The sequence below is a fragment of the Kitasatospora sp. NPDC058162 genome, from assembly GCF_042884005.1.
Lineage (GTDB): Bacteria > Actinomycetota > Actinomycetes > Streptomycetales > Streptomycetaceae > Kitasatospora.
Genome location: NZ_JBHVUS010000010.1, coordinates 118,147 through 131,344 on the forward strand (window position 1 = coordinate 118,147; position 13,198 = coordinate 131,344).

General features: G+C 73.3%; 15 protein-coding genes and 1 riboswitch. Of the genes, 5 read left to right on the forward strand and 10 right to left on the reverse strand.

Annotated elements, in window-relative coordinates; translation table 11 throughout:
- Positions 1–66 precede the first annotated feature (66 nt).
- From ACFVXG_RS21275 to rpmB, 5 genes are all read right to left on the reverse strand, one after another.
- Complete coding sequence (locus tag ACFVXG_RS21275) at positions 67–1,173, reverse strand: M24 family metallopeptidase (RefSeq protein WP_387929650.1); 1,107 nt, start codon at positions 1,171–1,173, stop codon at positions 67–69.
- 193 nt (positions 1,174–1,366) lie between these two features.
- Positions 1,367–1,540, reverse strand: coding sequence for a 50S ribosomal protein L32 (gene rpmF / locus ACFVXG_RS21280; RefSeq protein WP_387929652.1), 174 nt, complete (start codon positions 1,538–1,540; stop codon positions 1,367–1,369).
- 93 nt (positions 1,541–1,633) lie between these two features.
- Positions 1,634–2,800: a CobW family GTP-binding protein gene (locus ACFVXG_RS21285; protein ID WP_387929653.1), complete on the reverse strand. Its 1,167-nt coding sequence runs from the start codon at positions 2,798–2,800 to the stop codon at positions 1,634–1,636.
- Between the two features lie 5 nt (positions 2,801–2,805).
- Complete coding sequence (gene rpsN, locus ACFVXG_RS21290) at positions 2,806–3,111, reverse strand: 30S ribosomal protein S14 (protein ID WP_387929655.1); 306 nt, start codon at positions 3,109–3,111, stop codon at positions 2,806–2,808.
- A complete protein-coding gene (gene rpmB / locus ACFVXG_RS21295) occupies positions 3,111–3,347 on the reverse strand; it encodes a 50S ribosomal protein L28 (RefSeq protein WP_387929657.1) in 237 nt (78 codons plus the stop codon). The genes rpsN and rpmB overlap by 1 nt, the downstream gene beginning before the upstream one ends.
- 133 nt (positions 3,348–3,480) lie before the next feature.
- Between rpmB and rpmG the strand changes: the two genes are divergently transcribed.
- Both rpmG and ACFVXG_RS21305 read left to right on the forward strand, forming a co-directional pair.
- Complete coding sequence (gene rpmG, locus ACFVXG_RS21300; protein ID WP_387929659.1) at positions 3,481–3,645, forward strand: 50S ribosomal protein L33; 165 nt, start codon at positions 3,481–3,483, stop codon at positions 3,643–3,645.
- A 25-nt stretch (positions 3,646–3,670) separates the two neighbouring features.
- Positions 3,671–3,919, forward strand: coding sequence for a type B 50S ribosomal protein L31 (locus ACFVXG_RS21305; protein WP_350508654.1), 249 nt, complete (start codon positions 3,671–3,673; stop codon positions 3,917–3,919).
- 68 nt (positions 3,920–3,987) lie between these two features.
- Here ACFVXG_RS21305 and ACFVXG_RS21310 read toward each other — a convergent pair whose 3' ends face one another.
- Positions 3,988–4,560 (reverse strand): helix-turn-helix domain-containing protein, encoded by a 573-nt coding sequence (locus ACFVXG_RS21310; RefSeq protein WP_387929662.1) that lies wholly within the window; start codon positions 4,558–4,560, stop codon positions 3,988–3,990.
- A gap of 167 nt (positions 4,561–4,727) precedes the next feature.
- On the opposite strand from ACFVXG_RS21310, the gene ACFVXG_RS21315 reads away from it, so the two are divergent.
- A complete protein-coding gene (locus ACFVXG_RS21315; RefSeq protein WP_387929664.1) occupies positions 4,728–5,579 on the forward strand; it encodes an EamA family transporter in 852 nt (283 codons plus the stop codon).
- 9 nt (positions 5,580–5,588) lie between these two features.
- Here the strand turns inward: ACFVXG_RS21315 and ACFVXG_RS21320 are convergent, their stop codons facing one another.
- On the reverse strand, positions 5,589–6,707 hold the full coding sequence (locus ACFVXG_RS21320; protein ID WP_387929666.1) for a HoxN/HupN/NixA family nickel/cobalt transporter: 1,119 nt from the start codon (positions 6,705–6,707) through the stop codon (positions 5,589–5,591).
- 31 nt (positions 6,708–6,738) lie between these two features.
- A riboswitch (cobalamin riboswitch) is annotated at positions 6,739–6,933 on the reverse strand.
- Positions 6,934–7,014: 81 nt separating this feature from the next.
- Between ACFVXG_RS21320 and ACFVXG_RS21325 the strand changes: the two genes are divergently transcribed.
- Both ACFVXG_RS21325 and ACFVXG_RS21330 read left to right on the forward strand, forming a co-directional pair.
- A complete protein-coding gene (locus ACFVXG_RS21325) occupies positions 7,015–7,410 on the forward strand; it encodes an ArsR/SmtB family transcription factor (protein ID WP_387929667.1) in 396 nt (131 codons plus the stop codon).
- Between the two features lie 179 nt (positions 7,411–7,589).
- On the forward strand, positions 7,590–9,152 hold the full coding sequence (locus tag ACFVXG_RS21330; RefSeq protein ID WP_387929844.1) for a hypothetical protein: 1,563 nt from the start codon (positions 7,590–7,592) through the stop codon (positions 9,150–9,152).
- On the opposite strand, the gene ACFVXG_RS21335 is transcribed toward ACFVXG_RS21330, so the two are convergent.
- From ACFVXG_RS21335 to ACFVXG_RS21345, 3 genes are all read right to left on the reverse strand, one after another.
- Positions 9,149–11,146, reverse strand: a complete 1,998-nt coding sequence (locus ACFVXG_RS21335; protein WP_387929669.1) for a regulator — start codon at positions 11,144–11,146, stop codon at positions 9,149–9,151. The genes ACFVXG_RS21330 and ACFVXG_RS21335 overlap by 4 nt on opposite strands.
- 71 nt (positions 11,147–11,217) lie before the next feature.
- Positions 11,218–12,027 (reverse strand): Fpg/Nei family DNA glycosylase, encoded by an 810-nt coding sequence (locus ACFVXG_RS21340; RefSeq protein ID WP_387929671.1) that lies wholly within the window; start codon positions 12,025–12,027, stop codon positions 11,218–11,220.
- A gap of 97 nt (positions 12,028–12,124) precedes the next feature.
- Positions 12,125–12,979, reverse strand: a complete 855-nt coding sequence (locus ACFVXG_RS21345) for an AAA family ATPase (protein WP_387929673.1) — start codon at positions 12,977–12,979, stop codon at positions 12,125–12,127.
- Positions 12,980–13,198 lie beyond the last annotated feature (219 nt).

The window sequence follows — 13,198 nt, forward strand, 5'->3', positions numbered from 1 at the left end:
CCTGGATATAGCTGTCAAGGAACCAAGGGTTCGCGTCCTGTCGCCGACGGCCTTCCGGGGCCGCCGTCACAGGGCGAGGAGCTCCTTGGTGGTAATGGTGAGCAGCTCGGGCCCGCCCTCTTCGATGGGGCGAACGACGAGCGTGTCCTCGATCCGGACCCCGCCCTTGCCCGGGAGGTGGACCCCTGGGCCGACGGTGACCGGCACGCGGCTGTCCAGTTTACCCATGTCCGACGGACCGAGGCGCGGCGCCTCCCTGATCTCCAGCCCGATGCCGTGGCCCACCGGGTGCGGAGAGGCCTCGGTGTGGCCCGCCGCCTCCAGGACCTGCCGGGCGACCCGGTCGGGTACGCACTGCTCCACGCCCGGGCCGAGCGCCTCCCGGCCGGCCCGCTGGGCCCGGAAGACCAACCGGTGCAGCTCGACCTGCCAGGGCGCCGGGGCGGCGCCGATCACGAAGGTCCGGGCGGTCGAGACGCCGTAGCCGCGGTACTGGGCGCCCATCACCACGGTGAGGAAGTCGCCCTCCTCCACCCGGCGGTCGGTCGGCTGGTGGGCGGCCTGGCCGGAGTGGCTGCCGGTGCCGACCGACACCGGGAAGGCCGCCCGGTCGGCGCCGTGGTCGATCATCCGGCGCTCCAGCTCCATCGCCAGGTGCCGCTCGGTCCGGCCGACCAGGATCGACTCCAGCAGCTCGCCCAGCGCCTGGTCGGCGATCTCGGCGGCGATCCGCAGGTCGGCGATCTCGTGCTCGTCCTTGACCACCCGCAGCCGCTCCACCACCTGGCCGAGGTCCGCCAGCCGGGCCCCCTCCACCAGTCCCGCGACCGCGCGGTGCCGGGTGACGGTCAGGTCGTGCTCCTCCACCGCCAGGTCCCGCACCCCCAGCCGACCCGCGGCGGCCGCGGCCGCCAGCGCGGTGTCCGCCCCGGCCGACACCGGCACCTGGGTGACGTCCGGGGCGATCAGGTGCTCCCCCGCGTCGTCCGGCGGCAGGTCGTCGGGCAGCGACAGCAGCGCCCGTTCCCCGGTCAGCAGCAAGGTCGCCCCGCAGGGCGCGCAGCCCGTCAGATACCGCACGTTCGCCGCCCGGGTGATCAGCGCCGCATCGGCCCCGGCCGCACTGCAGTGCTCCCTCACCCGCTCCCGCCGACCCGCGTACGCATCCGCCATGCGTCGAGCCTACGAACCCCCGGCCCGAACCGCCCGCCGAGCACCCCCGACGGACGCGCCGACACCCCACTGCGCCCCCCGCGCTCCTCCCCCAGCAACACCGGGCACCGCCCCGGACCACCCCTCACCGGGCGGGGCCCACACCCCGCCCGGCGGCAACCGACCGACACCCGGGCCCCACGCCCGCTCCCTGCTAGGGGGTTTCCGGTTCGAGCAGGCCCCGGCGGTAGGCCGGGACGAGGTTCTTCGGGACGAGCAGCTCCCGCCCGTTCAGGGTGATCGGTACGAGCTTCGGGGCGGTCGCCTTCCACTGGGCGCGGCGGTGCCGGGTGTTGCTGCGGGAGGTCTTGCGCTTGGGGACTGCCATCGGGGGCTCCTAACGGGTGGTGCCGGAGGCGTACGGGAGGAGGGCCGTCTCGCGGGCGTTCTCGATCGCCCGGGCCCATCGCACGGGGTCCGGTCAGTGGACGGGGTCGAGGAGGTCCTGGAAGGCGTCCGGGAGGGCCTTCCAGCCGGGTTCACCGGCGGCCAGTTCGGCGTCGGTGAGCAGGCAGGAGTCGAGCAGTCCGGTGAGGCCGTCGACGTCCAGGCCCTCCGCGGTGAAGCTGAGCTGCTGCACCCGGTCGCCGTGCAGCGGGTGCCAGTCGAGGGCGGCGGCGGCGCGTCGGGCTGGCGGGTAGAGCTCCCAGGCCGCGTCGGGCAGGGAGGTGAGCCACGGCCCGCACTCCTCGACCGCGAGGTTGGCCCCGGCCGCGTCCCAGGCGAGCATCAGGTCGGGCCGGTTGGCGAGCCAGAACCGGCCGCGGCTGCGCTGGGCGGCCGGGACGAGCAGTTCGAGGGCCCGGTGCAGCCGTTCCGGGTGCAGGGGGCGGCGGCGTTCCCAGACCAGGGTGGTCACCCCGGCCTCGTCGCTCTCCTGGGGGAGCAGCGCGATCGCCGGGTTGACGCGGTCGCGGGCGGCGGCCACGTCGAAGCCGCCGAGGGCGGCCCGGGTGAGCGCGCCGGTGCCGAGCCGCACCACCCGGGCCGTCGGGTGGAGCTGGCGCAGCAGGGCGAGCCCCGGCGCGTGCGCCGTGGCGCGCGGCACGGCGAGGGTGGTGGCGTACTCGACCTGGTGGGCGAGCGCCTCGGCGCGGGTGCGCTCGTCCCGGTCGGCGGTGTGCTCGCCGTGCTCCACCAGCTCGTCGGGGACGGAGAGTTCGCCGATCAGCCGGTCCGGGTCGACGGCGGTGACCACGCCCGCGAGCTCGATCGCGCTCGCCATGGGCCGGCCGTCCACCTCGGCCCCGGCGAGCACCTCGACGGCGGGGTGCGGGTCGCTGCCGCCCCAGAGTTCCACCACCGCGAGCCCGTACCGGCCCTCGTCGGCGAGGGCCAGCAGCCGGGGCAGCAGATCCTCGCGCAGGGCGCAGCAGGCGCAGTCGTTCACCAGCGGGACCGAGTCAGTGTCGAACGCTCCGCCCGCGTCGCGCAGTTCGCGGTGGACGAGGCCCTGCGAGGCGTCCCGCAGGTCGTGCCGCAGCACCACGGCGTCCACCGCGCCCGCCGTCAACTCTTCGACGGCGGAGCGCCGTTCGTCCTGGTGCAGCCCGGCGACCACGACCACCGGGAGCCTGGTCCCGTCCATGCCGCTCACCAGCTCGCCTTGCGGACGCCCGGCAGGTGTCCGGCGTGGGCGTGGACGCGCAGGTTGACCCGGGAGAGGCCGAAGGCGCGCAGGTAGCCGCGGGGCCGGCCGTCGACGGCGTCGCGGTTGCGGACCCTGGTGGCGCTCGCGTCGCGGGGCTGGCGGGCGAGTTCGGCCTGGGCGGCGGCGCGCTCGGCGGGGGCGGTGCCGGGGTGGGCGACGATCCGCTTGAGTTCGGCCCGGCGCCCGGCGTAGCGGGCGACGACGACGCGGCGCTGCTCGTTCTTGGCGATCTTGCTCTGCTTGGCCATCAGACCTTCCCCCCTCGGGCGCGGATGCGGGCGACGGCGGCCTCGACGCCGATGGTGTCGACGGTCTTGATTCCCTTGGCGCTCAGCACGAGCCGGACGTAGCGGCCCTCGCTGGGCAGCCAGTAGCGCTTGCGCTGGATGTTGGGGTCGAAGCGGCGCGGGGTGCGGCGGTGCGAGTGCGAGATCGCGTTGCCGAAGCCGGGCCGGCGGCCGGTGAGCTGGCAGTGGGCGGACATGGGTGCTCCCTGGCGTCCGGGAATGGGCAGGACGGAGGTCACGTTACACCAGATGAAAATGACATCCATTTCGGTGTACGGTTTCGACCCAGCCCCGCGAACCCCGCACCCCGAGGCCCCAGGAGGACGCCCGATGGCCCGCAGCGAACTGCGCCCCGTGATCAAACTCCGCTCCACCGCCGGCACCGGCTACACCTACGTGACCCGCAAGAACCGCCGGAACGACCCGGACCGGATGGTCCTGCGCAAGTACGACCCGGCCATGGGCCGGCACGTCGACTTCCGCGAAGAGCGCTGACACCCGACCCAGGAGGAGCCCCGCCATGAAGCCCGGAATCCACCCCGCCTACCGCCCGGTCGTCTTCCGCGACAAGGTCGGCGACCTCGCCTTCCTGACCCGGTCGACCGCCACCAGCGACCGCACGGTCGAGTGGGAGGACGGCAACACCTACCCGGTGATCGACGTCGAGATCTCCTCGGCGAGCCACCCCTTCTACACCGGCCAGTCCCGGGTGCTCGACACCGCCGGCCGGGTCGAGCAGTTCCGCCGCCGGTACGGCGACCGGCACTGACCACATGCCGAGAGCGGCGCCCCCCTTCTCCAGGGGGCGCCGCTCTCGGCATGTGTGCGCAGGGGGCCTCAGCGCGGCGGCGGCACCGACACCACCATGGTCAGCCGCAGCTCCCGCTCCCCCGCGTTGCGGTAGGCGTGGGCGAAGGAGGCGTCGAAGGAGACCGTGCTGCCGGCCGGCACCGCGTGCTCGCGCTCGCCGTGCACCAGGGTCAGCTCGCCCTCGACGACCCGGAGGATCTCCACCGTCCCGGCCGGGTGCGGCTCGGAGGCGTACTCCTCACCGGGCGCCATCCGCCAGTCCCACAGCTCCAGCGGCCCGGGCGCCTCGATCCCGTGCAGCAGGGTGCCGGTCCCGCCGTCCGGCCCGTTCCAGAGCGGGACGGCCTGGTCGCCGGGCACGATCCGGACGTCCGGGCCCTCCTCGTAGTCGAGCAGGGTGGCGATCGAGACGCCGAGGGCGTCGCCCAGCCGGACCACGGTGGCCACGCTGGGGTTGGTGCGGCCCTGCTCGATCTGGACGATCATGCCGCGGCTCACCCCGGAGCGGGCGGCGAGGGCGTCCAGGGTGTGGCCGCGCCCGGCGCGCAGCCGCTTGAGGTTCCGGGCGAGGGCCCGGGAGACCAGGTCGGGGTCCGGCACGCGGGCAGTCCTCCGGTGTCTCACCGTACGAGAAGTACAGAATATTGTTCGGCCGAGTTCAGTTCAGTGCACTACGCTGCCGTTCCGGCAACAAGTCCATCCGACTGTACTTCGGAGTGCATTGTGCTGTCCTCACCCCCACCGTCCCCGCTCCCCGGGTCGCTCCGGTGACCGCCCTGCTCGCCCTCGCCGCCAGCCTGCTGACCGGCCTCGCCGACTTCGGCGGCGGCCTCCTCACCCGCCGACTGCCCGCACTCGCCGTCGTGGTCGTCTCCCAGGCCGCGGCCGCCGCCGTGCTGCTGCTCGCGGTCCTGGCCACCGGCGGCTGGACCGACGCCTCCCCCGCGCTCTGGTACGCCGTCGCCGCCGGGGTGATCGGCCCGTTCGCGATGCTCGCCTTCTACCGGGCGCTCGCCCTCGGCCCGATGGGCGTGGTGTCCCCGCTGGCCACCGTCGGCGTCGCGGTGCCGGTCGGCGTCGGGCTCGCGCTCGGCGAGCGGCCCGGCCCGGCGCAGTTGGCCGGGATCGCGGTGGCGGTGGCCGGCGTGGTGCTGGCCGGCGGCCCCGAGCGCGGCGGACCGGCCGCCGCCCGCACCGCCCTGCTGCTCACCCTGGCCGCCGCCTTCGGCTTCGGCGCCAACATGTCCCTGCTCGCCCAGGCCTCGGCCGGCGGCGGGCTGCTGCTGGTGCTCTGCGTCCAGCGGCTCGTCAACATCGTGGTTGGCGGCGCCGCGCTGCTGTGGTCGCTGCGCGGCGCCGACACCACCGGACTGCTGCCCGGGCTGCGCTCCCGACTGCCGCTGCTCACCGGCATCGGACTGCTCGACGTGGCCGGCAACGCCGCGTACGCGATGGCCTCGCACGGCGGCTCGGCGGCGGTGGCCGCCGTGCTCGCCTCGCTCTACCCGGTGGTCACCGCGCTGCTGGCGCGCGGGGTGCTGAAGGAGCGGCTGCGCCCGGTCCAGGTGGTCGGCGCCGGGCTCGCCGTGGCGGGCACGCTGCTGCTCGCGGCAGCGTGACCCCCTTCGCTACTGCTTCGCGGGCGTCCAGCGCTTCTCGACGCCCGCCAGCTTCCAGTACGCGATGGCGATCGCCCACACCACCACGAACAGCCCGGCGATCGCGTAGCCCACGTTGTCCAGCGAGATGTCCGCGATGAACCCGGTCACCGGGTCGGTCAGGTCGAGCTTCTCGTGCAGCACGCCGACCAGCTCGATGGTGCCGATGATGAAGGCCACCGCGATCGACAGCCCGGTGATGGTCAGGTTGTAGTACACCTTGCGCACCGGGTTGGAGAAGGCCCACTGGTACGCGAAGTTCATGAACGTCCCGTCCAGGGTGTCGAACAGGCTCATCCCGGCCGCGAACAGCAGCGGCAGGCAGATGATCGCGTACCAGGGCAGCCCGGCCGCCGCGCCCGAACCGGCCATCACCATCAGGGTGACCTCGGTCGCGGTGTCAAAGCCCAGGCCCAGCACCATGCCGACCGGGAACATCTGCCCGGGCCGGGTGATCGAGCGGGTCGCCCGGTTGAGGATCCGGGCCATGAAGCCGCGGGAGTTGAGGTGCTCCTCCAGCTCCGCCTCGTCGAACCGCCCGGCCCGCATCGAGCGGAACACCTTGAGGATGCCGAGCAGCGCCGCCAGGTTGAGCGCGCCGATCAGGTAGAGGAAGGCGCCGGAAGCCGTGGTGCCGACCACCCCGAGCCACTTGTGGGTGGCCGAGTCGTCGTCCATCAGCGTGTTCGCCAGTTGGGCGCCGCCCGCCACCAGGGCGGCCATGATGACCACCATCGAGGAGTGGCCGAGGGCGAACCAGAAGCCGACCGAGACCGGCCGCTTGCCGTCCGCCATCAGCTTGCGGGTGGTGTTGTCGATCACCGCGATGTGGTCGGCGTCAAAGGCGTGCCGCATGCCGAGGGTGTAGGCGGTGATGCCCAGGCCCACCCCGAAGACCTGGGTGCCGACGGCGTAGTTGTGGGGCGCCACCAGGAAGAAGAGGGTCCCGAAGGCCACCACGTGCATGGCCAGGATCACCCCCATCAGCCCGGCGGTACGGACGGTGTCCTCGCGCTTCCACCGGAAGGTGGGCAGTACGGAGGGGGCGGCGCCGGCCTCGGCGGGCGCGGCGGTTTCGGGCAGGGTCATCTTCGGATCACGCTCCAGCACCTCGTGGAATGACTTCGTGAGATGCCGTGGCCGGTCTCCTGGCTTACGGGGCTTCCGGACCCGCCTTCCCAAGCGCACGAAGCGCCCAGTGGCACGTGGGTCCGGACTTCTCTCCCCCGATCACAGTGGCGAGGGCCGCTCCGGAACAGGACCCGTTGAGGGTCCGTCACCGGTATTCCCGAGCACCACGGCGGGGAACACCGTAGGGGCAGGACACCACCCTCGCAAGGTTGCGCACCTGTGCAGGTGTCCAGGATCACAGGTCGTGAGCTGCCAGAATGTCCGCATGCATCTCGTACCGGCCGACCGCGCGGGCCACCGCACCATCGACGGACACCGGGTCTGCGAGGCCATCGCCGCCATCGGGGACACCGCCCACGTCCGCTCCTGGGCCGAGCGGTTCTCCCTGCTCTCCGACCCCGGACGGCTCGCCCTGCTGCTCGCCCTGCACCGGGCCGGCCCGCTCGCCGTCAGCGACCTGGCCGTCGCCACCGGCATGCGCGACCCCGCCGTCTCCCAGGCCCTGCGACTGCTCCGCACGGCCGGCACGGTCACCGGGGACAAGGACGGACGCGTGGTGCGCTACCGGCTCGTGGACGACGCCATGCGCCCCCTCCTCGACGAGTGCGCCGCCGCCGAACACGAAGAGCCCCACGAGGAGCCGACCGCGGCGGCGGGCTGACCGACACTCGGCAAACCACGCCGCGGGCGCAGCCGGATGAGTACGATCTTCGTGTGCTGATCCGCCTCCGGCCCCGGCCTTGGCCCGACGACTCACGCTGGGATTCCCGTCCGGTCACGGCGCGCGTCCTCGCTGTCACTCGCACGCTCACCTCGGCCACCCGGGTCCTCGACGTGCTCATGCTGTTGCGCGGTCAGGACGGCATCCGGTTCTACATCACCGTCAACCCCGGCTCGCAGTTCGCCTCCGGGCTCGACGACTACCTCCGCACCCTGCCCGGCAACATCACCGTGCTGCCGTGGGAGGAAGCCGTCCGGCGCGAGTTCAACCTCGCCGTCGCCTGCGCGGTCCACGCCTCCATGCACCGCCTGCACGCACCGCTCGTCGTCCTCCCCCACGGCGCCGGCTACAACCGCCTGGTCACCGAGTCCACCGGTGACAAAGCGAGCGCCGCCGGTCTGTCCCGGCGGGAACTCACCCACCGGCGGCGGGTGTTCCCCAGTGTCATCGGAGTCAGCCACTCCGAGCAGTTCGACCGGCTCGCGCAATGGTGTCCCGAGGCCCTCCCCCGCGCTCGCGAGGTCGGCGATCTCTGTCACGACCGGATGCGGCACAGCGAGGACTCCCGGGACCGCTACCGCGAGATGCTCGGCGCCGTCGACGGGCGGCGTCTGGTCGTGGTCAACTCCACCTGGAGCGAACATTCGTTATTCGCCCAGGCCTTCGACCTCCCGCTCCAGCTCGTCGCCCAGCTCCCGGCCGACGAGTACACCGTGGCGGTGATCCTGCACCCCAACATCTGGGAAAAGCACGACCCGGAGGCGATCCTCGCCCCCGCCACCCGCTCCGGGCTGCGGCTCATCCCCCCGCACCAGGGCTGGCAGGCCACCGTCGTCGCCGCCGACTGCCTGATCGGCGACCACGGCTCGGTCTCCTTCTACGGTGCGGCCCTGCGCCACCCGACCGTGCTGGTCACCACCGGCGCTGCCGAACTCGACCCGCAGTCCCCCACCTACACCTTCGGTCAGGCCGCGCCCGTGCTCGATCCCCACGGCGACCTGCTGGCCCAGATCGAACGGGCCATGGCGAAACACGATCCGACCGCACTGCAGTCGATCACCGACCGCTCGCTCGGCCAACGCGGCCTGTCCAGCGAGGTCCTGACCAGCCTGCTGTACGACTTCCTGCCGACCGTCGTCCGGCCGGCCAAGGCCCCGGCCCTGCGGCCCTACCCGGATCCCGTCTCCCTGCCCACCGAAGTGCCGACGGCCTACGACGTCGAGGGCGAATGCCGGGGCACCGAAGTCAGCCTCCGCCGATTCCCGATCATCGACCCTGAGCACCACCTCTCCCGCGGCTTCCATGTCGCGAGCATCGAGGAACCCGTCCGAGAGCTGAAGTTCACGGCGGAAGTCCTGGCCCGCACCACGATCCGCGCCGAACGACCCGCCGAACGCTGGCTCGCCGAAACCTCCATGGACTGGCCGGGCGCCGGCGTGCTCGTGGCCGCTCTCGGCCAGGCCCGCCACCTGCTCCGGTTGCCCGACGGCCTGCTCCTGGAGGCGCACGCCGAGGAATCCTGGGGCACCACCAAGCCGCTCCTGGACCCGCTCCTCCTGGGCTCCGCACTCGTCCTGTGGCTCTCCGACGGCGGCGAACCGGCCCGATTGCCGGACTCCGGCCTCACCATCCGCACCGGCACCCACCTGACCCGGGTCGCCTTCACGGCACGGCCGGCCTAGGACTCCGGCTCTCCGAGCCAAGCCCGGCTGCGTGCCGCGAGCGTCGCGTCTCCGAGTTCCCCCGCAAGCGAGACCAGCAGTCGGTGCGCCTCCCGCTCCTTGGCGAGGTGGCCAAGTTCCGCCGCACGTCGCACGCACTCCTCCGCGCAACGGACGGCCGCCTCCGTGTCGCCCAGGTCGCGGTACGCACGAGCCCGCACCAACGGCAGCCGCATCAGCATCGGCTCGTCGTCGGTGCGCTCCGCGATCACCACCGCCTCGTCCAGCACACCGATCGCCTCGGCCGCACGCCCGGCCGCGATCAGCGCCTGGGCGATGTTGTAGCTCTGCACGACCACACCGTGCGGGTCACCCTCGTTCGCCGCCCTGGCCAGGGTGAACAGCTCCACCGCACGCTCCGGACGCCCGTCGGCCAGGCAGAGCAGACCGTCGGTCTCGTACAGCACTCCGCTCAGCCGCGGCTCGTCGACCAGCGGCAGCAGCTCCGACGCCATCGCCACCTGCTCGGCGGCGAGCGGGAACTCCTTCAACTCGTAATGGGCCCTGGCGAGTTGGTTGCGCATTCGAATCACCGCGTCCGGGCGGTTGTCCCACTGCGCCGACTCCACTCCGAGCCGGTGCGTCCCGATCCAGTCGCCGTAGTTCTTGTCACTGTGGTAGAGGGCCCAGAGCGACTCGCACAGCCGCCACACCTCGCCGTGCCAGCCCTGCTCCGCCGCCGCCCGGACCGTCTCGCGCAGGTTGGCCCGCTCGGCCCGGAGCCAGCCGAGCGCGCTCTTCTTGTCAGCGAACCCCGGCAGCCCCGCACCGGACTGCTCCTGCAGCCGGAACCGCTCCCCGAGCACCAGGGCGTCCGCCAGCGCGGCGCGGCCACGGAAGTATCCGACGATCCGGGCCAACAGCTCGAGGCGTTCGGGCAGCTCACGGGCGCACCCGTGCGCGTGCAACCGGACCAGGTCATGAGCGCGGTAGCGCCGTCCCGGGCCGTCGTCGACGACGTCGTCCAGAAGGTGCGCGGAGCGCAGCTCACGCAGCCCGTCCGGTGCCCGATCGATCCCGCTCGCCTCGGCCAACTCGGCTGATACGAACGGCCCCGGGTTGACACCCACCAGGTGGTAGAGCGCCTCGGCGTGCGGGGACAGTCGCCGGACGACTGGGTCGAGCATCCTGTCGATCCCGCCCTCCTCGTTGTCCAGCGACACCAACCGGCGTGCCGGATCCGAGAGTTCGGCCAGAGCCTGATCGATCTCCAGCTCGCCGTCCAGCAGTTGGTAGCCCACCGCGTTCAGGGCCAGCGGCAGGCCGTCACAGAACCCGACCAGCTCGGCCACCTCTTGGTCGGTCCCCCGGCCCGGACCCAGCCAGCAGCGCACCAACTTCACGCCGGCCGCTGAACTGAGCGGATCGAGCTGGAGCACCTCGGCACCGTCCAGGCTCAGTCCCGGCAGCCGTCGGCGGCCCGCGACGACCACCAGACCGCCGGCCGGCAGCAGCCCTCTGACCTCGGCCGCGTGCTCGACGTTGTCCAGGAACACGAGCACCCGCCGCACAGCCGTGATCGTCCGGAACCGCGCCACCCGCTCCGACATGCTGCCGGGGACGTCCGCCACCCCGAACTCCCGGAGGAAACCGGCCAGGACCTCGCTGAGGTCGACTCCGCCGAGATGACGGTACGCCGCGAGATCGGCGTAGAGGTCCCCACCGGGGAAGAGGTCGCCGTACTGCGACACGAAATGGGCGATCAGCTCCGTCTTCCCGACCCCACCGAGCCCGGTGAACGCCACGATCCGGGGCTTGCGCTCCTCGACCCGGCCGATCGCCGCCACAAGGGCAGCGAGCTCGCGCTCCCGGTTGACGAAGGTCGGGCGGGCAGGACGCACCTGATGCGGAATCCGATCCTTGGGCCCCACGTTCACCGTGACGTTCCCGCCCTGGATCACATCGCCGTGCACCGTCGTACCCGACAAGCTGTTGGACACCTCGTAGCCGTCCACCCGTCCGCTCCCTCCGACCGGCCCGGGCCCCAGCCTACGGCGTCGGGCGGTCCGTGGTGCCTGAATCCGCCTCAGGCCGCCTGGCAGGTCGGGCACCAGAACAGGTTGCGGGCCGCGTGCTCCTCCGTCCGCACGTCCGTGCCGCAGACCAGGCAGGGCATCGCGGCGCGGCGGTAGACGTACACCTCGCCGCCGTGGTCGTCCACCCGGGGCGGACGGCCCATCGCCTCGGGGGTGTGCTCGGGGCGGACGGTGTCGATCCGGCCGGCGGCGACGCCCTCGTGCATCAGGGCGACCAGGTCGGCCCAGATCGCGTCCCACTCGCGGCGGGTGAGGTCGCGGCCGGCCCGGTGCGGGTCGATGTGGTGGCGGAACAGCACCTCGGCGCGGTACACGTTGCCGACCCCGGCCAGCACCTTCTGGTCCATCAGCAGCGCGGCGACGGTCGTGCGGCTGCCCGATATCCGGCGCCAGGCGGCCTCCGGGTCGGCGTCGGCGCGCAGCGGGTCGGGGCCGAGGCGGGCGGCGACGGCGGCCTTCTCGGCCTCGGTGACCAGCGCGCAGGTGTTGGGACCGCGCAGGTCGGCGTAGCCGTCGTCGTTGGCCAGCCGCAGCCGGACCAGCCCGACGGGCTCGGGCGCGGGGCCGGTGCCGAAGGTGAAGCCGCCGTAGAGGCCGAGGTGGATGTGCACCCAGCCGCCCTCCTCGAAGCCGAGGAAGAGGTGCTTGCCGGTGGCCTCCGCGCCGGTGAGCAGCTGCCCGTCGAGCGCCTTGGCCTCGTCGGCGAAGCGGCCCTGCGGGCTGGAGACCTGCACCGGGCGGCCGCCGAAGGCCGTCCGGTTCTGGCCGGCGAGGCGGTGGATGATGTGGCCTTCCGGCACGGGCGTCAGCTCCCCGGGTGGTTCTGGCGGGACCGGTCCATCATCGCAGCCGCCCCCGACAGGGTCGCGGCGCCCCTGGCCAGTGGGGTTGGCCTGGTCAGCGGACCGGCATGCCCATCAGCCGGGCCAGGATGACGCGGTCCAGCTCGGCGGCCGTACCGGCGACGTCCAGGTAGGAGTTGTCGATGATCGGCAGCCCGGAGTTGTACCAGCCCGCCATCCGCCCGTGGATGCGCGCGACCTCCTCGTCGCCGAGCCGCCTGGTCCCGCCGCGGCGGGCGTTGCGGCGCAGCACCGAGTCCAGGCTGGGCAGCAGCACCACCGGGATCATGCCCGGGCCGATGTGCCGCTTCCAGCCGCCGAGGCCGATCGCCGGGCGGTCGGGGAAGACGGCGTCGTCGATGATGCAGGAGATGCCGTTGGCCAGGTAGTTGCGGCAGGCGAAGCCGCAGGTGCGGCGGGCCAGCCGGTACTGGGCCTCGGAGGCGTTGTTCCAGCCGGCCTGCGGGTTGGCGAAGCCGGCCTGGACCCACTCGCGGACGTCGTCCAGGCTGATGTGCGCGGTCGGGGTGCCCCGGCGCTCGGCCCAGTACCGGGCGACGGTGGTCTTGCCCGCTCCGGCCGGGCCGATCAGCAGGACGGCGATGGGACCGGCGGGCGCGTGCCGCTGCGACGGGTGGGCGGGGAGCTGGACGGGCGTGCCGGCGGGCAGCACGAAGTGCCCGGTCCCCCCGGCCGGGACGGGGGCGCTGGGCGCGGGCGGCGGCGCGGCCTGCACGGGTGCGGGGGCCGGGGCCGGGGCGGGTGCCGCAGCAGGAGCCGGAGCCGGGGCGACGACGGTGCCCGGAGCCGGCCGGGGCGCGACCGGCGGCGCGGCGACCGGAACCGGCGCCGCGACAGGAACCGCAACGGGAACAGGAACAGGAACAGCCGCCGGAGCCGGAGCCGGCATCGGAGCGGCCGGAACAGCCGCCGGAGCCGGAGCGACCGGCGGCGGCGGAACCGGCGCCCCCGCCTGGGACACTCCCGCGCCGCCCCCCGGCGGCACCGGCGGAGCAGCGGGACGCGGCGGGACCTGCCCGCCTCCGGCGTACTGCGTCACGGCACCCTCCCGACACCTCTCAGCGGGGACATTACACGGCGGCCCGGCAGCGGGCACAGTCCGCCGCCG